This is a genomic window from Mycobacterium sp. E2989 (genome assembly GCF_001667595.1).
Taxonomy (GTDB): Bacteria; Actinomycetota; Actinomycetes; order Mycobacteriales; family Mycobacteriaceae; genus Mycobacterium.
Genome location: NZ_LZJX01000019.1, coordinates 15,428 through 36,575 on the forward strand (window position 1 = coordinate 15,428; position 21,148 = coordinate 36,575).

At 67.7% G+C, this 21,148-nt stretch carries 17 protein-coding genes and 3 tRNA genes; 11 read left to right on the top strand and 9 right to left on the bottom strand.

Going from position 1 to position 21,148, the window contains the following annotated elements; all coding sequences use genetic code 11:
* Window positions 1–2: 2 nt before the first annotated feature.
* On the bottom strand, window positions 3–1,880 hold the full coding sequence (locus A5680_RS04820; RefSeq protein WP_067816942.1) for a hypothetical protein: 1,878 nt from the start codon (window positions 1,878–1,880) through the stop codon (window positions 3–5).
* Window positions 1,881–2,005: 125 nt separating this feature from the next.
* On the opposite strand from A5680_RS04820, the gene A5680_RS04825 reads away from it, so the two are divergent.
* Window positions 2,006–2,245 (top strand): hypothetical protein, encoded by a 240-nt coding sequence (locus A5680_RS04825; RefSeq protein WP_067816736.1) that lies wholly within the window; start codon window positions 2,006–2,008, stop codon window positions 2,243–2,245.
* Window positions 2,246–2,322: 77 nt separating this feature from the next.
* Here the strand turns inward: A5680_RS04825 and A5680_RS04830 are convergent.
* Window positions 2,323–2,405 (bottom strand) — tRNA-Leu (locus A5680_RS04830).
* 252 nt (window positions 2,406–2,657) lie between these two features.
* Here A5680_RS04830 and A5680_RS04835 point away from each other — a divergent pair.
* From A5680_RS04835 to pknB, 7 genes are all read left to right on the top strand, one after another.
* Window positions 2,658–4,304 carry a DUF3662 and FHA domain-containing protein gene (locus A5680_RS04835; protein WP_067816739.1) on the top strand — a complete coding sequence of 549 codons (1,647 nt, stop codon included), beginning with the start codon at window positions 2,658–2,660 and terminating at the stop codon, window positions 4,302–4,304.
* 134 nt (window positions 4,305–4,438) lie between these two features.
* Complete coding sequence (locus A5680_RS04840; protein ID WP_046183038.1) at window positions 4,439–4,906, top strand: FHA domain-containing protein; 468 nt, start codon at window positions 4,439–4,441, stop codon at window positions 4,904–4,906.
* Window positions 4,903–6,420, top strand: a complete 1,518-nt coding sequence (locus tag A5680_RS04845) for a protein phosphatase 2C domain-containing protein (protein WP_067816742.1) — start codon at window positions 4,903–4,905, stop codon at window positions 6,418–6,420. The genes A5680_RS04840 and A5680_RS04845 overlap by 4 nt, the downstream gene beginning before the upstream one ends.
* Complete coding sequence (locus A5680_RS04850; RefSeq protein ID WP_055404558.1) at window positions 6,417–7,826, top strand: FtsW/RodA/SpoVE family cell cycle protein; 1,410 nt, start codon at window positions 6,417–6,419, stop codon at window positions 7,824–7,826. Before A5680_RS04845 ends, A5680_RS04850 begins: the two co-directional genes overlap by 4 nt.
* Complete coding sequence (gene pbpA / locus A5680_RS04855) at window positions 7,823–9,301, top strand: D,D-transpeptidase PbpA (protein WP_055404557.1); 1,479 nt, start codon at window positions 7,823–7,825, stop codon at window positions 9,299–9,301. The genes A5680_RS04850 and pbpA overlap by 4 nt, the downstream gene beginning before the upstream one ends.
* The gene (locus A5680_RS04860) at window positions 9,298–10,620 is read left to right on the top strand and encodes a serine/threonine-protein kinase (RefSeq protein ID WP_055404556.1); all 1,323 of its coding nucleotides are present in this window, start codon (window positions 9,298–9,300) and stop codon (window positions 10,618–10,620) included. The genes pbpA and A5680_RS04860 overlap by 4 nt, the downstream gene beginning before the upstream one ends.
* Window positions 10,617–12,491 carry a Stk1 family PASTA domain-containing Ser/Thr kinase gene (pknB, locus tag A5680_RS04865; RefSeq protein WP_055404555.1) on the top strand — a complete coding sequence of 625 codons (1,875 nt, stop codon included), beginning with the start codon at window positions 10,617–10,619 and terminating at the stop codon, window positions 12,489–12,491. The genes A5680_RS04860 and pknB overlap by 4 nt, the downstream gene beginning before the upstream one ends.
* Here the strand turns inward: pknB and A5680_RS04870 are convergent.
* Window positions 12,469–13,155, bottom strand: a complete 687-nt coding sequence (locus A5680_RS04870; RefSeq protein WP_067816745.1) for an aminodeoxychorismate/anthranilate synthase component II — start codon at window positions 13,153–13,155, stop codon at window positions 12,469–12,471. The two genes, pknB and A5680_RS04870, sit on opposite strands and share 23 nt — an antisense overlap.
* A 26-nt stretch (window positions 13,156–13,181) precedes the next feature.
* A complete protein-coding gene (locus tag A5680_RS04875) occupies window positions 13,182–13,925 on the bottom strand; it encodes a DUF881 domain-containing protein (protein WP_067816747.1) in 744 nt (247 codons plus the stop codon).
* Between the two features lie 118 nt (window positions 13,926–14,043).
* Between A5680_RS04875 and crgA the strand changes: the two genes are divergently transcribed.
* Both crgA and A5680_RS04885 read left to right on the top strand, forming a co-directional pair.
* Window positions 14,044–14,325, top strand: a complete 282-nt coding sequence (crgA, locus tag A5680_RS04880) for a cell division protein CrgA (protein WP_055404552.1) — start codon at window positions 14,044–14,046, stop codon at window positions 14,323–14,325.
* Between the two features lie 155 nt (window positions 14,326–14,480).
* Window positions 14,481–14,909, top strand: a complete 429-nt coding sequence (locus tag A5680_RS04885) for a PH domain-containing protein (RefSeq protein WP_067816750.1) — start codon at window positions 14,481–14,483, stop codon at window positions 14,907–14,909.
* 15 nt (window positions 14,910–14,924) lie between these two features.
* On the opposite strand, the gene A5680_RS04890 is transcribed toward A5680_RS04885, so the two are convergent.
* Window positions 14,925–15,473, bottom strand: a complete 549-nt coding sequence (locus A5680_RS04890; RefSeq protein WP_055404550.1) for a peptidylprolyl isomerase — start codon at window positions 15,471–15,473, stop codon at window positions 14,925–14,927.
* A 128-nt stretch (window positions 15,474–15,601) separates the two neighbouring features.
* On the opposite strand from A5680_RS04890, the gene cwsA reads away from it, so the two are divergent.
* Window positions 15,602–16,036 (top strand): cell wall synthesis protein CwsA, encoded by a 435-nt coding sequence (gene cwsA / locus A5680_RS04895; RefSeq protein ID WP_055404549.1) that lies wholly within the window; start codon window positions 15,602–15,604, stop codon window positions 16,034–16,036.
* Between the two features lie 4 nt (window positions 16,037–16,040).
* On the opposite strand, the gene A5680_RS04900 is transcribed toward cwsA, so the two are convergent.
* From A5680_RS04900 to gyrA, 4 genes are all read right to left on the bottom strand, one after another.
* Window positions 16,041–16,113, bottom strand: a tRNA-Ala gene (locus tag A5680_RS04900).
* A gap of 154 nt (window positions 16,114–16,267) precedes the next feature.
* A tRNA-Ile gene (locus A5680_RS04905) sits at window positions 16,268–16,341 on the bottom strand.
* A gap of 60 nt (window positions 16,342–16,401) precedes the next feature.
* Window positions 16,402–17,268, bottom strand: coding sequence for a DUF3566 domain-containing protein (locus tag A5680_RS04910; RefSeq protein WP_067816753.1), 867 nt, complete (start codon window positions 17,266–17,268; stop codon window positions 16,402–16,404).
* A gap of 76 nt (window positions 17,269–17,344) precedes the next feature.
* The gene (gene gyrA, locus A5680_RS04915; RefSeq protein ID WP_067816755.1) at window positions 17,345–21,121 is read right to left on the bottom strand and encodes an intein-containing DNA gyrase subunit A; all 3,777 of its coding nucleotides are present in this window, start codon (window positions 21,119–21,121) and stop codon (window positions 17,345–17,347) included.
* Window positions 21,122–21,148: the final 27 nt, after the last annotated feature.

Sequence of the window (21,148 nt, forward strand, 5' to 3'; positions counted from 1 at the left end):
AGTTATCGACCTCCTTTAATTGGCGGTAGAAGTATGTTGTCACCTGCTCGCTGATATCCGTGCGCCTCGAGATACCGCAGCTCGGCAGCGGTGAAAGTATTGGGGCCAACGCGATAAAACGGCACCGATAAGGTGATCTTATCGCCGTTCGCGATAGCCACGTCGAGTACGTGCTGATTGGCTGCCAGCCGCTCGGTGTCGGTCAAGGAGTTCCATGTCTGGCCCAGGTCGAAGTAGCTGGCTCCGTGCTGCTGCGCGACCTCGATATAGGAAGGGCCCCCGTCCGCAGGGTTGAACGGGCCAAGCACGGTTTCACCGCTCCCGGTCAAGTGTTGCTCAGACAACGCTCGCAACTCCGGCGTCATGTAGTCGAGGGGGTTGTGGAGGGTGAACTCCGGGTGGGCCGGGTCGATCACCACCGGCGGCGGTGGACCGTCCGGCGCCACCGGCACATGCGGCGCTACGGGTCCGGCATCGGGCGGAAGCTCACCGCCGCCACCCGGGTGCGGGGCGTGCTCGACGACGGGCGCGGGACCGGTGGGCGTGGTGCCCGGCACCGGTTCCCCGCTCACGCCCGGAGTTGGCGGCCCATGCGTGGTCAGTTCCTCTCCGGCGGCTGCCGCACGTTCCTCCGCCGCGGCCGTGGCGCGGGCGAAGAAATTGTCGCCGGTCAAGCCCGCTATGCCTTCGCGAGTAAACAACGTCTTGAGCCCTTGCCAAGCGACCTCGCCGCCCGCCTTAAGCCCGTAACCACCGACCACGGAGCTGATGACCGTCCACAGCGGTTCGGAGGTGGCTTCCACCTTCCCGGGATCAAGCGTGCGCATGCCGGTCAACTTGCCGCCGCTGAAGCTGTACGAGGTGCCCATGGCCTGGTCGAAGAATTCGCCAGCGCCGTCCTTGAGCTGCCCGTAGACCTGTACGGGCTGCCCGTCGACGATGTGGGTGAACATGAAACGGCCGTCGGGAGTGATCGTGATCGATGCCGGGTCGACGTCCTTGTAGTCGGGTATCTTGCCCAGGTCGTCGAGCGCATGCGCCAGGTCCGTTTTCAGCTTGGGCAGCTTCGCGCTGGCGGCCTCGCCCTCGGGCGACCCCGGGCCATGCGTGTAAAGGTCGGCCATCGCCTTGTTGAGGGCATCCTGCGCGGCGCGCACCTTGCCCATCTGATCCACCACCGCTTGGTCGGTGATCCGGCGCAGGTCGGCGAGCGCCTGCAACTGGGCATCCGTGGGCTTGGGCGAACCGTCGGCGTCGGAATCGTGCAGGCGAGCGGGATCGTATCCCTCCGTTCGTAGGTTCCTCAGCGAACTCTGTAAACCATCGGAGTAGCCGTTCCGTATCGAATTGAGTTGTCCCAGAGCGGCTTTGGTGTCATCGATGGCATCCCTCTCGCAATTGTGGATCAGGACATCGAGGGTGTGCTTGTCCTCCGCGCTGAGGTGGACGTTCTGCTCCATTGCGACGGCTTGCCCGATCAAGTCGTCGAGTGTTTGCAACTGCGCCTCGAGTGTCGCGATCTCTGCCGCGGCGGCTTTCTGCGCCTCGGCCAAGGAAGCGGCGATGTTTTCCAGGTCGACGCCGATCTTGGGCAGCTGCCAGGACTGGTCGCCGAGCGACTGGGTCACCCGTAGCACATCGAGGGAGTCGTTGATCGGATTGCCACCACCGCCCTGGCGGTTCCACGCAGCGTCGAAGCGGCTGCGGGCTTGCTCGAAGGCGTGCTGGGCCTCGGAAGTGCATCGCCCCGCGCGGTGGAAGGCTTCTGCCAGAGAGGAGATCTGCCAGGGTCTGCCGGCTTGCAAGCTCTTGTTGATCGCCCAGGGATCACCGCCGGCCTCGGCGATCAGCGCCGCAACGCTTATGTAGCGCAACTGCATCGCATCACCCATAGCTGCGCGGCGTCACGCTCCGCGATGAACATTGCCACCCCTCCTGAGCTGGCAATTACGCTACTGATGCGGTTGCCCACGTCAATTCACCCGAGCCCGAGGAGCCCCGACCCATGGCCGTGCTGTTGCTGGTTCTCAAGGTCGTGCTGATTGCCTTCATCGTCGGCGGCACCGCCGCTCTCGTCGTCCGCGCGGTTCGGCGCTCGCGCGCGAACCGATTGGATCCGCGTTGGAAGCCGCGCGGCCCCCAACCGGGCTACGAGGCCTCCGCCCACGGCGCGATGCCCCATACCCCGCTGCCGGAATGGGCCCACTGGGATGAGGAAGGCGAGGAGGACGGCACGCCGCGCTGAGCCCCCGCACGACACCCCGGAAAACACTGAGGCCGCGAACTCCTCGAGTCCGCGACCTCGGCGCCGATATTCAAATGTGGGCGAAGGGGGACTTGAACCCCCACGTCCCGAAGGACACTGGCACCTGAAGCCAGCGCGTCTGCCATTCCGCCACTCGCCCGGAAAAACAACCGATGGACCATACCACTCTAATAGCCGCATTCCCCAACCGCCTCGTCGGGACCGCAAGCCGCACGGCGTTGGACTCCGGTGCGAGACAAGGCCTCTGAACAGGGCCGACGCAGTTCTCAGAGTTTCGACGGTGCCGCGGCGGTGCGCTGTCCCGATACCATGCAGGAGTGAAGGCTCACCGCGCGAATCGTTTGCCGCGCGCCGACGACATGCCGCGGCAAGTGCGGGCGGGCGCCCAGGCATGAGTAGCCAACGGGGGCTGGCGGCGCGGATCGAGCGGAAGCTCGAGGCCACCGTCGACAACGCGTTCGCCCGGGTCTTCGGCGGGTCGATCGTTCCGCAGGAGGTCGAAGCCCTCCTGCGCCGCGAGGCGCGCGACGGCGTCGAGACGCTGCACGGCAATCGCCTTTTGGCCCCCAACGAATACATCATTACCCTCGGTAGGCACGACTTCGAGAAGGTGGGCGCCGACCCTGATCTCACGTCGGGCGCTTTCGCTAGGTACTTGGCCGACTACATCCAGGAACAGGGGTGGCAAACGTATGGTGAGGTGGTCGTCCGGTTCGAGCAGTCGTCGAACCTGCGTACCGGCCAGTACCGCGCCCGTGGTGCTGTCAACCCCGATGTGCAGCCCCGCCCGATGGTCAACGATCCCGTCCGGCCACAATCAAATAGTGCGTTCGGCGCAGAACGAGGAGTAGCACCAATGACTGACGATTCGAGCTACCGCGGGGCTCAGGGGCCGGGTCGGCCCAGCGATGAGTACTACGACGACCGCTACCCGCGGCCGCAAGAAGGCGGCGCGGAACCGCAGGGGGGCCCTGACCCGCGCGGCGGGTACCCGCCCGAGCAGAGCGGTTATCCGCCGCAGCAGGGCTACCCGCCGCCCCGCCACCCAGAGCAGGGCGGCTACCCGGAGCAAGGCGGCTACCAGGCCCCCGGCGGCTACCCCGAGCAGCGCGGCTACCAGGCTCCCGGCGGCTACCCCGAGCAGCGCGGGTACCAGGGGCCGGGCGGCTACCCCGAGCAGGGCCAGGGCGGCTACCCGCCGCAGTATGAGCAGCGTCCCCCCGCCCCCGGCGGCTACGGCGGCCAAGGCTACGACCCGGGCTACCGGCAGGGCGGCGACTACGGGCCGCCCGGCGGCGGTCAACCGGCTGGCGGCCAGCCCGGCGGCGGCCAGCAGGGCTACGGCGGCTACGGCGAGTACGGCCGCGGACCGGCCCGCCCCGACGAGGGCGGCTACGCTCCGCCGGAGCAACGCCCGGCCTACCCCGAGCAGGGCGGCGGGTATGAGCAGGGTGGCGGCTACGAACAAGGCGGTGGCTACGACCAGGGCTACCAGCAGGGCGGCGGCTACGGCCGGCAGGAGTACGGCGGGGATTACACGCAGTACTCCGAGAACGTCCCGGCCGGCGGATACCAGGGTCAGGCCGGCGGCTACCCCGAGACCGCTCATCGCGACTACGACTACGGCCAGCAGGCCGAGTATGCGCAGCCGAGCGAGTACGGCCAGCCCGCCGACTACGGCCAGCCCGCCGACTACGGCCAGCCGGCCGGGGGCTACGGCGCCTACGGCGGCGGTGGCTACGGCGCGGCCGGAACCGCCGTCACCCTCCAGCTCGACGACGGCAGCGGGCGCACCTATCAGCTGCGCGAGGGCTCCAACATCGTGGGCCGCGGACAAGACGCCCAGTTCCGGTTGCCGGACACCGGTGTCTCACGACGGCACCTCGAGATCCGCTGGGACGGGCAGGTGGCGCTCCTCTCGGACCTGAACTCGACCAACGGCACCACCGTCAACAACGCACCGGTGCAGGAGTGGCAGCTGGCGGACGGCGACGTGATCCGTCTGGGCCACTCGGAGATCATCGTCCGGATCCACTAACCGCGGGGCTCAACGCTGCCGTGCTTCGCCCCGCGTCGACCGCCGTCCAAGTATCGTGACGTTGCCGATGTGCTCGGGGTCACGGGCGCAGGGGGGACGCCGGGATTCCGGGGCCAGGACGGAAAGGACGCCAGATGCAGGGACTCGTACTGCAGCTGACGCGTGCCGGTTTTTTAATGTTGTTGTGGGTATTCATCTGGTCCGTGTTGCGGATCTTGCGGACCGATATCTATGCGCCCACCGGCGCCGTCATGGTGCGTCGCGGCCTGGCGTTGCGCAGCACGCTGCTGCCTTCACGGCAACGCCGGCATGCCGCGCGCTACCTCGTGGTGACCGAGGGGGCATTGGCCGGGGCCCGCATCACGCTCAGCGGGCAGCCGGTGCTGATCGGCCGGGCTGACGATTCGACGCTCGTGCTCACCGACGATTACGCCTCGACGCGGCACGCCAGGCTGTCTCAGCGCGGTTCGGAATGGTACGTCGAGGATCTAGGATCGACCAACGGCACTTACCTTGACAGGGCAAAGGTGACGACTGCGGTACGAGTTCCGATAGGGACGCCGATTCGGATCGGCAAAACGGCGATCGAGTTGCGCCCGTGACGCTGGTCCTGCGGTATGCCGCGCGCAGCGATCGCGGCTTGGTACGCGCCAATAACGAAGACTCCGTGTACGCCGGTGCGCGACTGCTCGCCCTGGCCGACGGCATGGGTGGTCACGCCGCCGGTGAAGTGGCCTCCCAGTTGGTGATCGCCGCACTGGCCCACCTCGACGACGACGAACCCGGCGGCGACCTGCTGGCCAAGCTCGACGCGGCGGTGCGCTCCGGCAATGCGGCCATCGCGGCGCAGGTGGAGGCGGAGCCCGAACTCGAGGGCATGGGCACCACGCTCACCGCAATCCTGTTCGCGGGCGACCGAATTGGCTTGGTGCACATCGGCGATTCACGCGGTTACCTGCTGCGCGACGGCGAGCTGACGCAGATCACCAAGGACGACACCTTCGTCCAGACCCTGGTCGACGAGGGCCGCATCACCCGCGAAGAGGCACACAGCCACCCGCAGCGGTCGCTGATCATGCGCGCGCTGACCGGCCACGAGGTCGAGCCCACGTTGACCATGCGCGAGGCGCGGGCCGGCGACCGCTACCTGCTCTGCTCCGACGGTCTCAGCGACCCGGTCAGCGACGAAACCATCCTCGAGGCACTGCAGATCCCCGACGTGGCCGAAGCCGCCTACCGCCTCATCGAATTGGCGCTGCGCGGCGGCGGACCTGACAACGTGACCGTGGTGGTCGCCGATGTCGTCGACTACGACTACGGCCAGACCCAGCCGATCCTCGCCGGCGCGGTGTCGGGCGACGACGATCAAATGACGTTGCCCAACACCTCGGCGGGCCGTGCATCGGCGATCCGGCCCCGCGACGAGACGGCCAAACGTGTTGCGCCGCAACCGGAAACACCCACTCGTCCACGGTGGCCACGGCGGCGGATGTTTTTCGTCGTGACGCTGGCGGTGTTGTTCGTCCTCTCCGGATTGGCCATCGGGTGGTGGGTCATCCAGCGCAACTATTACGTCGCCGAATTCGACGGCAAGGTGTCGATCGTCCGCGGAATCCAGGGGTCCTTGTTGGGCATACCCCTGCAGCAGCCCTATCTGGTGGGCTGCCTGAGCGCCCGCAACGAACTGTCCCTGATCAGTTACGGCCAATCCGGCCACTCGAACTGTCAAGCGATGACGCTGCGGGATCTGCGCCGTCCCGGGCAGGTGCAGGTCGAAACCGGGCTGCCGGGAGGCAGCCTCGACCAGGCCGAGTCACAGCTGCGGCAATTGCTGACCGAATACCTGCTGCCCACCTGTCCGCCACCGCGTGCCACGTCGCCGCCGGGTTCCCCGACACCCGGGAACCCCACTCCCGAACCGAGTGTCGCGACGTCGTCAGCAGCCACCACGCCACAAACCACCGCTCCCTCCGGGCCCAGCGCCCCAGCCCCGACCAGCGCCACGGGCGGCCCCGCGACCTCGTCGCCGGCGGGCCCCACCACCACTTCGCAGACGGTCACTGCGCTTCCAGCGCCTCCACCTCAACCGGGCGTTGACTGCCGGACGGTGGCATGACGACCCAACTGCAGCCGCCCGTCGCGGTCACGCCCCCGCTGCCCACCCGCCGCAACGCCGAGCTGCTGCTGCTGTGCTTCGCCGCAGCGATCACCGTGGCCGCGTTGCTGATCGTCGAGGCCAACCAGGACCGCGAATTTCGTTGGAATGCAATTAGTTACGGCCTGGTTTTCTTGCTCGTGTTCGGGTCGGCGCACATGGCCATCAGGCGGTTCGCCCCCTACACCGACCCGCTGCTGCTACCAATCGTGGCGCTGCTCAACGGACTCGGCCTGGTGATGATCCATCGACTCGACCTGGTCAGCAGCCAGCTCAGCGGCCGCCATCACTCCAGCGCCACCCAGCAGATGATGTGGACCCTGGTCGGCGTCGTCACGTTCGCCCTCGTCGTCACGTTTCTCAAAGACCACCGGCAGCTGGCGCGGTACGGCTACATCTGCGGCATCGCGGGCTTGGTGCTGTTGATCATTCCCGCCTTGCTGCCGGCGTCGATGTCCGAACAGAACGGCGCGAAAATCTGGATTCGCGTGTCCGGCTTCTCGTTTCAGCCCGCCGAGTTCTCCAAGATCCTGCTGCTGATCTTCTTCTCCGCCGTGCTGATCGCCAAGCGCGGACTGTTCAACAGCGTCGGCAAGCACTTCATGGGGCTGACCCTGCCGCGCCCGCGCGACCTCGCACCCCTGCTGGCCGCCTGGGTGATCTCGGTCGGGGTGATGGCCTTCGAAAAGGACCTCGGCACCTCGCTGCTGCTGTACGCGTCGTTCTTGGTGGTGGTTTACCTTGCGACGCAACGGTTCAGCTGGGTGATGATCGGCCTGGTGTTGTTTGCGGTGGGCAGCGTCATCGCGTATTTCGTCTTCGCTCACGTCCGGGTACGGGTGCAGATGTGGTGGGACCCGTTTTCCGACCCCGACGGCAGCGGTTATCAGATCGTGCAATCGCTGTTCAGTTTCGCCACCGGCGGCATCTTCGGCACCGGACTGGGCAACGGCCAACCCGATACCGTGCCGGCCGCGTCAACCGACTTCATCATCGCGGCGTTCGGTGAGGAGCTGGGGCTCGTCGGCCTCGCCAGCATTCTGATGCTCTACACCATCGTCATCGTCCGCGGCATGCGCACCGCGATCGCGACCCGGGACAGCTTCGGCAAGTTGCTGGCCGCGGGGCTGGCCTCCACGCTGGCCATCCAGCTGTTCATCGTGGTCGGCGGTGTCACGCAGCTGATTCCGCTGACCGGGCTCACCACGCCGTGGATGTCCTACGGCGGATCGTCGCTGCTGGCGAACTACATTCTGCTGGCCATCCTCGCCCGCATCTCCAACAGCGCCCGGCATCCCTTACGCGGGCGCGAGCGCACCAATTCGCCGATCGCGGCGGCCAAGACCGAGGTAATCGAGAAGGTATGAACACCTCTCTGCGCCGCATCTCGGTCACCGTCATGGCGCTGATCGTGCTGCTGCTGCTCAACGCCACGATGACGCAGGTGTTCGCCGCGGACTCGCTGCGCGCCGACCCGCGAAATCAGCGCGTGCTGCTCGACGAGTATTCGCGCCAGCGCGGCCAGATCATCGCCGGCGGCCAGTTGCTGGCCTACTCCGTGGCCACCGACAGCCGCTTCCGCTTCCTGCGGGTCTACCCGAACCCGGCGGTGTACGCGCCGGTCACCGGTTTCTACTCGCTGCGCTATTCCAGCACCGGTCTGGAGCGCGCCGAGGACCCGCTGCTGAACGGATCCGACGAGCGGTTGTTCGGCCGCCGTCTGGCCGACTTCTTCACCGGCCGCGACCCGCGCGGCGGCAACGTCGACACCACCATCCGGCCGCGGGTGCAGCAGGCCGGGTGGGACGCCATGCAGCAGGGCTGTGGCGGCACACCGTGTAAGGGCGCGATCGTGGCCCTCGAGCCGTCCACCGGCAAGATCCTGGCGATGGTGTCGTCGCCGTCCTATGACCCCAACCTGCTGGCGTCGCACGACCCCGAAGTGCAGGCGCAGGCATGGCAGCGGTTACGTGACGACCCCGACAATCCGCTGACCAACCGCGCCATCTCCGAGACCTACCCGCCCGGTTCCACGTTCAAGGTGATCACCACCGCCGCGGCGCTGCAGGCCGGTGCGACCGACGCCGAGCAGCTGACCGCGGCGGCCTCAATTCCGTTGCCCGACAGCACCGCAACGCTGGAGAACTACGGCGGCCAGCCGTGCGGCAGCGAGCCCACGGTGACGCTCAAGCAGGCGTTCGCCCTGTCGTGCAACACCGCGTTCGTCCAGCTCGGCATGCACACCGGCTCGGATGCGCTGCGCAGCACGGCGCAGTCCTTCGGCCTGGACACCACCCCGAGCGTCATCCCGCTGCAGGTCGCCGAATCCACCGTCGGGATCATCCCGGACGCAGCCGCGCTTGGCATGACCAGCATCGGGCAGAAGGACGTGGCCCTGACGCCGTTGGAGAACGCCCAGATCGCCGCGACCATCGCCAACGGCGGCGTCACGATGCAGCCCTACCTGATCGACAGCCTCAAGGGACCCGACCTGGCCAACATCAGCACCACCGCTCCCTATCAGCAGCGCCGCGCGGTGTCACCCCAGGTCGCCGCTAAGCTGACAGAGCTGATGGTCGGCGCCGAGAAGGTCGCACAGCAGAAAGGGGCCATTCCCGGCGTGCAGATCGCATCCAAGACTGGTACGGCAGAGCATGGCTCCGATCCGCGCAACACGCCGCCGCACGCGTGGTACATCGCCTTCGCGCCCGCGCAGACGCCGAGAGTCGCCGTGGCAGTGTTGGTGGAGAATGGCGGCGACCGCCTGTCCGCGACGGGAGGTGCACTCGCCGCGCCCATCGGACGGGCTGTGATCCAAGCCGCGCTACAGGGAGGACCATGAGCCCGCGAGTTGGTGTGACGCTGTCTGGCAGATACCGCCTGCAGCGCCTGATCGCCACCGGCGGCATGGGCCAGGTGTGGGAGGCGGTGGACAGCCGGCTGGGCCGCCGCGTCGCGGTCAAGGTGCTCAAACAGGAGTTCTCCCAGGACCCGGAGTTCATCGAGCGGTTCCGCGCCGAGGCGCGCACCACCGCGATGCTCAACCATCCCGGCATCGCCCAGGTCCACGACTACGGCGAAAGCCAGCTGGACGGGGAGGGCCGCACCGCCTACCTGGTGATGGAACTGGTCAACGGTGAGCCGCTGAACTCGGTGCTCAAGCGCACGGGTCGGCTGTCGCTGCGGCACGCGCTCGACATGCTCGAACAGACCGGCCGGGCCCTGCAAATCGCCCACGCCGCCGGTTTGGTACACCGCGACGTCAAGCCGGGAAACATTCTGATCACGCCGACCGGCCAGGTGAAGATCACCGACTTCGGCATCGCCAAGGCCGTCGACGCCGCGCCGGTAACCCAGACCGGCATGGTGATGGGCACCGCCCAGTACATCGCCCCCGAACAGGCCCTGGGACACGACGCCACCCCCGCCAGCGACGTCTACTCGCTGGGCGTCGTCGGCTACGAGGTGGTCTCGGGCAAGCGGCCGTTCGCCGGTGACGGGGCCCTGACGGTGGCGATGAAGCACATCAAGGAGCCGCCGCCGCCGCTGCCCGCGGAGCTGCCGCCCAACGTCCGCGAGCTCATCGAGATCACGCTCGTCAAGAACCCCGCGATGCGGTACCGCAGCGGCGGGCCCTTCGCCGACGCCGTTGCGGCGGTGCGGGCCGGCCGGCGCCCGCCGCGGCCCAGCCAGTCGCCGCCCCCCGGGCGGGCCTCACCGGCGGCCATTCCGTCCAGCCCGACGACCAGGGCGGCCGCCGTCTCCGGCACCCGGGCCGCGGCGCCGCGCCGATCCCGGCCCGCCACCGGGGGACATCGCCCACCCCCGGCCCGGCGCACCTTCTCGTCGGGTCAGCGCGCGTTGTTGTGGGCCGCCGGAGTGCTGGGGGCCCTGGCGATCATCATCGCGGTGCTCATCGTCATAAATTCCCGCGGGGATAACCCGCAGCAGCCGCCGCCCCCGACGGTCACCGACACCGGAAGCCCGCCGGCGCCGCCGGCGAGCAACACCCCAACCGGTTACGCACCCGGGCTGCGGCTTAATTGGACGGATCGACCGACGATAGGTAATTCTGGACTGCAGCGAGGGCCGGCCGGGCGCGGGTGGGGCGAACCACCGACGTCCGGCGCGTCACCGGCCCGACACGAGATACCACGATGACCACCCCTCAACACCTTTCTGACCGCTATGAACTGGGCGAAATCCTCGGCTTCGGGGGCATGTCCGAGGTTCACCTGGCCCGCGACGTCCGCTTGCACCGCGACGTCGCGGTGAAGGTGCTGCGCGCCGACCTGGCCCGCGACCCCAGCTTCTATCTGCGGTTCCGCCGCGAGGCGCAGAACGCCGCCGCGCTCAATCACCCCTCCATCGTCGCGGTGTACGACACCGGTGAGGCTGAGACACCGACGGGACCACTGCCGTACATCGTCATGGAGTACGTCGACGGCGTCACGCTGCGCGACATCGTGCACACCGACGGGCCGCTGCCGCCGCGGCGGGCCATCGAGATCATCGCCGACGCGTGTCAGGCCCTGAACTTCAGTCATCAGAACGGCATCATCCACCGCGATGTCAAGCCGGCGAACATCATGATCAGCAGCACCAATGCGGTCAAAGTGATGGACTTCGGCATCGCGCGCGCGATCGCCGACAGCGGCAACAGCGTCACCCAGACCGCGGCCGTGATCGGCACGGCCCAGTACTTGTCTCCCGAGCAGGCCCGCGGCGACACCGTCGACGCCCGGTCGGACGTCTACTCGCTCGGTTGCGTGCTCTACGAAATCCTCACGGGCGAACCGCCTTTCACCGGAGACTCGCCCGTCGCCGTCGCCTACCAGCATGTGCGCGAGGACCCCATTCCGCCGTCCCAGCGCCATGAAGGCATCTCCGCCGACCTCGACGCCGTCGTGCTCAAGGCGCTGGCCAAAAACCCGGACAATCGCTACCAGACCGCGGCCGAAATGCGCGCCGATCTGGTGCGGGTGCACAACGGCGAACCGCCCGAGGCGCCCAAAGTGCTCACCGACGCCGACCGGAGCGGGATGCTCGCCGCCCCGGGAAACCAGCCCGGGCCGCGCACCGATCCGCTGCCCCGCCAACCCCTGCGCCACATCGACGACCGCGAGGGCGGGTCGGTCGGCCGCTGGATCGTGGCCGTCGCCGCGCTGGCGGTGCTGACGATCGTCGTGGTCATCGCCTTCAACACCTTCGGCGGCACCACCCGCGACGTCCAGGTGCCCGACATGCGGGGCCAGGTGTCCGCGGATGCCATTGCGACGCTGCAGAATCGGGGCTTCAAGACGCGCACCCTGCAGAAGCCCGATTCCACGATCCCGCCCGATCACGTCATCAACACCGACCCCGGCGCCAACGCCTCAGTTAGCGCGGGCGACGAGATCACGATCAACGTCTCGACCGGTCCCGAACAGCGCGAGGTGCCCGACGTCTCGTCACTGAGCTACTCCGACGCGGTGAGCAAGCTCAAGGCGGCCGGGTTCAGCAAGTTCAAACAGACGAACTCGCCGTCCAGCCCGGAGCTGCTGGGCAAGGTGATCGGCACCAACCCGCCGGCCAACCAGACCTCCGCGATCACGAACGTCATCGCGGTCATCGTCGGCTCGGGCCCGGAGACCAAGCAGGTGCCCGACGTCGGGGGTCAGACCGTCGACGTCGCGCAGAAGAACTTGACCGTGTACGGGTTCACCAAGATCACCCAGGCGCAGGTGGACAGCACCCGGCCGGCCGGTGAGGTGATCGGCACCAATCCGCCCAAGGGCCAAACGGTTCCGGTGGACTCGGTGATCGAGTTGCAGGTGTCCAAGGGCAACCAGTTCGTGATGCCCGACCTGAGCGGCATGTTCTGGACGGACGCCGAGCCGCGGCTACGGGCGCTGGGCTGGACCGGGGTGCTCGACAAGGGCCCCGACGTGGACGCGGGTGGCTCCCAGTCCCACAAAGTGGTCTATCAGAACCCGCCCGCCGGCACCGGCTGCAACCGCGACGGGGTCATCACGCTGAAGTTCGGCCAGTAGCTTCCGGTTCGGCCGGGACGTAGGGCTGCACCGCCGCGCGCACCTCGTTCTCGAGCCGGCGGACCAGCGTGTCGTCGCGGGTCCAGCCGCAGTAGGTCAGCCAGTTCGCCAGCATCCGATGCCCGCCCTCGGTCAGGATGGACTCCGGGTGGAACTGCACTCCGTGAATCGGCAACTCGGTGTGCCGCACGCCCATGATGACGCCGCCGCGGGTGCGGGCCGTCACTTCGAGCACCGGGGGCAGTGACTCCGGCAGGATGGTCAGCGAGTGATATCGGGTCGCCGTGAAGGGGTCTGGAAGGCCTTGCAGCACACCGGTGTTGGTGTGGAAGACGCTGCTGGTCTTGCCGTGTAGCAGCTCGGGGGCGCGGTCGACCGTGGCGCCGAAGGCGACGCCGATGGCCTGGTGCCCCAGGCAAACCCCGAGCAGCGGGGTGCGCTCGGCGGCACACGCGCCCACCAAACCGATCGACGCGCCAGCTCGTTCCGGGGTGCCCGGCCCGGGGCTGAGCAGCACGCCGTCGAACCGCTTGGCGACGGCCGCCTGGTCGGAGAGTCGGGCGTCGTCGTTGCGCCACACCTCGGCCTCGACGCCCAGCTGGCCCAGGTACTGCACCAGGTTGAACACGAAGCTGTCGTAGTTGTCGACGACCAGGATCCGCACCGTGCCAGGTTACCGCCCGCCGGAAATCAGTAGCCGATGGTTCCCATGGGCTGCGCGAAGTGCAGCCGGTCCGGCTCGGTGTGACCGACGATCTGGACCTCGGACTTGACCTCTTCGCGGTAGCCGAGCCCGAATCGGACCACGTACTGGCGGTACAAGACGACCAGGGGAGCGGCGGCCAGGGCGGCCTGCATGGCGGCCGCGTTGCCGACCGCGGTGATCGTGTACGGCGGGCTGTAGGTGCGCCCGTTGAGCAGCAGGGTATTGCCGACGCAGCGCGGCACCGAGGTGGCGATGATGCGCTGGTCCTGCATCTGGATCGCCTCGGCACCCGCGCTCCACAGGGCGTTGAGCACGGCCTCGATGTCTTGCTGGTGCACCACCAGGTCGTCGGGGGAGGCGTCGCGGGGGAAGCGGCCGTTGGCGTCGCGGGGGGCGTCCTCCAGGGTGACCGTCAGGCCCGGGCCGTGCACGGGGTTCATGCCCGCCTCGGCGGCCAGCTCGGCGGAGCGCCGCAGCATCGCCGCCAACGCGCGATCCGAGGACCGTCCGTGCGCGGCGTCGATCTTGCCGGCCAGGGCGTCGCGCTGAGCGTTGAGATGATTCACCGACGCCTGGGCCTCACGGACCAGATCGACCAGCCGCGGGGCATCGCTGCGCCGGATTTCGGCGCCGCCGGACACCCCGTGCGTGGCGGCGAGGAGCAACCCGGCGAGCAGACAGACCACCGGTACGCCGAAGCGCCATGGTGACCGGCGTCCGTCGCTCATCGGCTCTCCAATTTCCAGGTCGCCGGGCCAGGTGAGTTAGTCTCGTAGCCAAGCTGCGTGTGCAGCTTCGGTCTTTATCGTCGCACCCCGTCCCGCTCACCGTCTTGTCGAGGTCATCATGCCGAAGTCCAAGGTCCGTAAGAAGAACGACTTCACCGTCAGCTCCGTGAGCCGCACGCCGGTGAAGGTGAAGGTCGGGCCGTCCAGCGTGTGGTTCGTCGCCTTGTTCGTCGGGCTGATGTTGATCGGGCTGGTCTGGTTGATGGTGTTTCAACTCGCGGCCGTCGGCAGCCAGGCGCCGACCGCCCTGAATTGGATGGCGCAACTGGGCCCGTGGAACTACGCGATCGCCTTCGCTTTCATGATCACCGGTTTGTTGCTGACGATGCGCTGGCACTGAGCGCGGCCCGGGGCGGAATGAATTCATTTTTGGGATGCTTCGTTACTGCGCCAGCAACATTCCAGCCCCCCAATCACACGCGTGTGATTTATCCCCACTGTTGATAGCGTCTGTGGATAACTCCATCGGCCATGGTGGGAGGGCCTGAGCGGCGGATGCAGCAAACACAATGGGAGCCCCGCACGACGGGAATCGCTGGTTGTGGGGTCGCGGGCGTTTTGATGGCTATCGCCAGTGTGACCGCAGTCACAGACCCGCCGGGGCGCGTTTTGACGGGGATTGCCGCGGTGGGTCTGATCTTGTTTGCGGGCGGCACGTGGCGCGCGCGTCCGAAGCTGGCAATTGCGGCCGACGGCTTGCTGCTCCGGGGATGGTTCCGGACGCAGGTATTGCAGCCATCCGACATCAAGATCATCCGGATCACCGAGTTCCGCCGCTACGGACGCAAAGTCCGGCTGCTCGAGGTCGAGACGGCCGACGGCGGTTTGGTGCTCTTCTCCCGTTGGGACCTCGGGACCGACCCGCTGGAGGTGCTCGACGCGCTGACGGACGCCGGTTACGCGGGCGCGCGTCCGCCGGGATGACGGGGCCGGCCGGGCCTACGAGATCGTGATCGACTCGATGACGACCGGCTCGGTGGGGCGGTCGTTGCTGTCGGTCGACGTCGTCGCGATCGCGTCGACAACTTGCTGCGACTCGGGGTCCGTGACTTCACCGAAGATGGTGTGCCGCCGGTTCAGGTGAGGAGTCTTGCCCACCGTGATGAAGAACTGGGAACCGTTGGTGCCCGGGCCGGCGTTCGCCATCGCCAGCAGGTATGGCTTGTCGAATTGCAGTTCGGGGTGGAACTCGTCGGCGAACTTGTAGCCCGGGCCGCCGCGACCGGTTCCGGTCGGGTCGCCGCCCTGGATCATGAAGCCCTGGATCACCCGGTGAAAGACCGCGCCGTCGTAGAACGGGCCGGAGGACCCGCCCGATGCGTTCTGGGTCGAGTACTCCTTGGTGCCCTGCGCCAGGCCGACGAAGTTGGCGACGGTCTTGGGGGCGTGGTTGCCGAACAGGGCGACTTTGATGTCGCCGCGGTTGGTGTGGAGTGTGGCGGTAGCGGTCTGAAAGGGGCTGTTGGTCACGGCATGAGAGTCTGCCACTACGCGTGGGTCCGCCCGCAGCCGGTGCCACCCAACCCGCGCGGGCGCCGAAAACGCGCCGCGCGCATAACGGTTCCGCCGGCGTCCCTATGCTGGCAGTCTGTTCAGGACGCACAGAAAGGCGGCAGATGAGCGCGAAGGCGGAATCTCGGCTGACCCCGCGGGAGCGACTTGCCCGCGGCCTGACCTACTCGACACTGGGACCGGTGGACGTGACCCGGGGGGTCGTCGGCCTGGGTGTCCAGTCGGCGCAGTCGGGCGCGTCGCAGATTCGCCGCAAGTATCAAGAGGGGCGCCTGGCCAAAGAGCTCGCCGCGGCCCAGGAGACGCTCGCCCAGGAGCTCGCGGCCGCGCAGGAGGTGGTGTCCAACTTGCCTCAGGCGCTGCAGGACGCGCGGCGGGCGCAGCGCCGAACCCGGCGCCCGTGGGTGTTCGCGGGGGCAGCGGTGGTGGTGCTTGCCGGCGGCGCCGTGGCGTTCAGCATCGTGCGGCGGTCGGTGCGGGCGAAGCCTCAGGATCCGCAGTCGCGGCCGCCAAGCGTCGACGTTCAGCCGCGCCCGTGATTTGTGGAGCCTAGGGGAATCGAACCCCTGACACCCGCCTTGCAAAGGCGGTGCTCTACCAACTGAGCTAAGGCCCCTCGCCGTGACTGGGTGGCTGACCGGACGGGTCGTCCACCGCCACGTGCCAGACCTCAACCCCGCGCCGGGACCGCGCCACCGCCGCCGCCACCACAGCGATCAGTGTGATTGGCAGGGCGAGTCTTACGCAACGTCTGGACGGGCACATGGTTGTGGGCCTAGGAGGACTCGAACCTCCGACCTCTTCGTTATCAGCGAAGCGCTCTAACCGCCTGAGCTATAGGCCCGTACGCGCAGTACGGCCGAGCGACGAGATTACCGCAATCGCCGCCCCACCCCCAAAAACGCTAGTCGCGGTCCGCCAGCGTCACTTCGATGCCGCCGATCAGATCGGTGGTCAGGTTGTAGACGAACGCGGCGATGGTGGCCATCGCGGTCAACAGCACGATGTTGACCAAGCCGATCAGCACGGCGCCGCCGAAGATGGTGCCGCTGGAAACGAGCTCGCCGCTGCTGCCGCTGGTGTTATTGAGCAGGTCGCCCACGTTGCTGTTGAGCTTGGACCACACGCCCATTCCGCCGAGCACCAAATACAGGAACGCCACGGCGATCATCCACACGAAGAACAACGCGACCGAGAGCAGCAGCGACACCTTCAGCGTGCTCCACGGGTCGATGCGGCGGATCTGCATGCTGGCCCGCACCGGGCCGCGCGGGCGCCGGGATACCTGGGTGCGGCTTTCCCGGCCCTCGCGGGCCTCCCGATTCTCCGCGCCCGACGACCGGCCGCCCCCCAGCAGGCTCGACGCCTCCGGCGAGCGCTCGGGCGGGGTCTTGCGCTGCGACGCCCGCGGAATCGGCCCAGACAGGTCCGGCAATTCGCTGGCGTACGCCTCCGCGGGCGGGCCGTCGCCACGGGGGTGCGGGGCGTCGGCCTCGTGCGGCGCGGTCTTGGCCTGCGGCGCGCCGGGTGCGGCGGTGCCGGATATGAAGCGGTTCAGCCGGGCCTCGACTCCGGTCGGTTGGCCCGGCTCGGCCGGGCGCTGCGGGGGACGGGGTCCGCCGCGCGGTCGCGGCGGCGAATCCCCGGCGTCCGGGGCACGGCCGCCCTGTGCGGGCGGCGCCGCGCGGTGTATACCGGCGCGCTCGGCCGAACCATCCCCGTTAGGGCCGTCGCCCTGATTGGGGACACCCGGCTCGTTCGGTGAGCTCACCCCGACTCCTTACATTGTCTGGTCGGGCCGAGTCTAATTGCCCGGCCGTTCGAGGGGCCGCCCGGATTGACACCGGCTAGCCGTCCGCGTCCGCGGCGCCCTCCGCTTCCTCGACGACCTCGTCCGCGTTCTCCTCCGCGTTGCGCGCGATGGCCAGCAGGGTGTTGTCCTCGCCCAGGTTCATCAGGCGAACGCCCTTGGTCTGCCGTCCCGCCTTGCGGACCTGTCTCGCATCGGTGCGGATCACTCCGCCGCCGGAGGTGATGGCGTAGAGCTCGCTGTCGTCGTCGACGATCAACGCGCCCACCAACCTGCCGCGCCGCCGGTCGTACATCACCGTCAGCACACCCTTGCCGCCGCGGCCCTGCACCGGATACTCCTCGATCGCGGTCCGCTTGGCGTAACCGCCGGAGGTCGCCACCAACAGGTACGTGCCTTCGCGAACCACGTTGAGCGACAACAGGTAATCGTCGGCGTTGAACCGCATGCCCTGCACGCCGGAGGTGGCGCGCCCCATCGGGCGCAGCGCCTCGTCGGTCGCCGAGAACCGGATGGACTGGCCGTTGGCCGACACCAGCAGCAGGTCCTCATCCGACGAGCACAGCACCGCGCCGACGAGCTCGTCGTTGTCGCGCAGGTTGATCGCCACGATCCCGCCGGAGCGGTTGGAGTCGAAGTCGGTCAGCTTGGTCTTCTTGACCAGGCCGTTGCGGGTGGCCAGCACCAGGTACGGGGCGTCCTCGTAGCTGCGGATCTGGATGACCTGGGCGATGCGCTCCTCGGGCTGGAAGGCCAGCAGGTTGGCGACGTGCTGGCCGCGCGCGGTCCGGGACGCCTCGGGCAGTTCGTAGGCCTTCGCGCGATAGACCCGGCCCTGGGTGGTGAAGAACAGGATCCAGTCGTGGGTCGAGCTGACGAAGAAGTGCTTGACGATGTCGTCCTGCTTGAGGCCGGCGCCCTGCACGCCCTTGCCGCCGCGTTTCTGGCTGCGGTACAGGTCGGTCTTGGTGCGTTTGGCGTAGCCGGTCTCGGTGATGGTGACGACGACGTCCTCGCGGGCGATCAGGTCCTCGTCGCTGACCTCGCCGTCGGCCGCGACGATTCGCGTGCGGCGGTCGTCGCCGTGCTTCTCGACGATCTCGGCGAGCTCGTCGCGCACGATGCCGCGCTGCCGCTCGGGCTTGGCCAAGATGTCTTCCAGGTCGGCGATCTCGGCCTCGATCTTGGCGAGGTCGTCGATGATGCGCTGGCGCTCCAGGGCCGCCAGGCGACGCAACTGCATGTCCAGGATCGCCTGGGCCTGGATCTCGTCGATGTCGAGCAGTTCGATCAGGCCGGCCCTTGCGATGTCGACCGTCTCCGACGCGCGAATCAGGGCGATCACCTCGTCCAGCGCGTCGAGGGCCTTGACCAGGCCGCGCAGGATGTGGGCGCGTTCGTTGGCCTTGCGCAACCGATAGGTGGTGCGCCGCACGATCACGTCGAGTTGGTGCGCCACGTAGTGGCGGATCATCTGGTCCAGCCGCAGCGTGCGCGGCACCCCGTCGACGATGGCCAACATGTTCGCGCCGAAGCTGGTCTGCAGCTGGGTGTGCTTGTAGAGGTTGTTCAGCACCACCTTGGCCACGGCGTCGCGCTTGATCTCGACGACGATGCGCACGCCGACGCGGTCGCTGCCCTGGTCCTCCACATTGGAGATGCCGGCCAGCCGGCCGTCGCGAACCTGCTCGGCGATCGAGGTGATGAAGTTGTCGTGGTTCACCTGGTACGGCAACTCGGTGATCACCAAAGAGGTTCGGCCCCTTGCCTCTTCGACCTCCACGACGCCACGCATCCGGATGGACCCGCGGCCGGTCTTGTAGGCGTCGGAGATGCCCTGGCTGCCGACGATCAAGCCGGCGGTGGGGAAGTCGGGCCCCTTGACGCGCTCCATGCACGCCGCCAGGGTGGCCTCCTCGTCGGCCTCGTGGTTTTCCAGGCACCAGAACACGGCCTCGGCGAGCTCCCGCAGATTGTGCGGCGGGATGTTGGTCGCCATGCCGACCGCGATGCCGCCCGAGCCGTTGGCGAGCAGGTTGGGGAACCGGCTGGGCAGCACCGTAGGCTCTTGCACCCGGCCGTCGTAGTTGGGGATGAAATCGACTGTCTCCTCGTCGATTTCGCGCAGCATCTCCATGGCCAACGGCGTAAGGCGCGCTTCGGTGTTGTGACTGACGAAGCCGTTGGAGAGGAATGCGTGGTCGTCGGTATCAACGCGCAGGCTGTATACCGGCTGTACCCCCGCCTCCGTCACCGACGCGACCCGCGCGTAATAGAACCGGCCGTCGGTGAGGTCGGTCGCGATCGCACGTACATCCGGATCTGCAATGTGCGCAAGGATTTCAGCGCCGCGATCGCGCCAGCGTTGGATGCGGTCGATGTTGTGGCGGTTCAGCCAGTCGCGGTCGATCCACCTGCCGCCCGCATGCTTGCGGATGAATGCGGCCAGCCCCGGAACGTGGTCGGCATCCCTGCCGGCGCACGCGGGCATCGCGGCAAGAATTCGCGTCAGCTTGGCTTGCTTGGCACCACCGAAACCGATCCGGGTAGCGAACAGTTCGGCTTGGGCACGGTCGGTTACAACGACCTTGTACTCGCCGACCGCAAATCGGTACCGCTTTGAAACGACCCCGAACTCCAGCAACATCTGCTGGACGTCCACCGCCAGCTGCTCGCTGCGTGCGGAGTAAGAGATCTGAATGGTATTGCGCGGCAAAGCGGAGCAAGAGCCGTCGCCCTCAAAGAGGGCTTGGAGGAACGCCCGCTTCACGGCGGCCGGTGATTGCCAAAGCCATTGCGGCACATGCTTGTCGGCAGGCCGTTGTCCGCATAGAACCGCGAGTCGCGTCTTCTGGATCGCCGTCAAGTTCTGCACGTCCAGTTCGTGCAATGTCGATCCCGAGGCGATCGTGCGGGAGTAGGCATAGCGCGGACCACCCACGACGGCGTCGTATGAGGCGACCACCATGTTGAAATAGTCGCGATCGCAGTTGTTGAACCCCGCGCGTGTTTCGGATACGAATCCCTCGCTGATGAAGGCGCCCAGCAGGAGCGCTTCCATCACGTCGTGCCAGTCGGCGGGCCCGAACTCCATCGAAGGGGTGCGCTGCAACACGACATGGTCGTCGGGCCGCATTTCTTCGATCAGTTTCCACAGCAGCGTCGGTACTCCACCGACGTCGACCAGGCACAGCAACGGGTGGTTCGACGTGCCGGTGACTTGATAGCCCTCGGCGGTGCGCACGGTGTAGGTCTGGTGCTCGCCCGAATGAAACAGGCGATCCACCGCAACAGGGTTGCCGTGGCGGTCTAATACCTTGAGTTCGACAGCGTTGTCCGAGTTGGGCCGGGCGGCCGGAACGACATCGCCGATCCGTACGGATTGCCCAAACGGCAAGCGCACCAACGCATCACCCGTCAGGCAGTAGCGCATCGCCGCTGGTGGATCGTTGCCCGGAGAGCCGAAGTTGCCCTGGCCGTCGACCAGGGGGTAGCGCAGCGACCACGGCTGCGCCATGCGCACCAAGGTGTCGTAGATCGACGCGTCACCGTGGGGGTGGTAGTTACCCATCGTTTCGGCGACCGACCGCGCCGACTTTGCGTGGCTGCGATCCGGGCGGAAGCCCGAGTCGTACATCGCGTAGAGCACGCGGCGGTGCACCGGCTTGAGGCCGTCGCGCACCTCGGGCAGTGCGCGCCCGACGATCACGCTCATCGCGTAGTCGATGTAGCTGCGCTGCATCTCCTGCTGAATGTCAACCGGTTCGATGCGGTCGCCGGCCTCGTCGCCGGGGGGCAGCGTGGTGTCAGTCATCTATTCCCCTTTTTCGGGTTGGCGTGC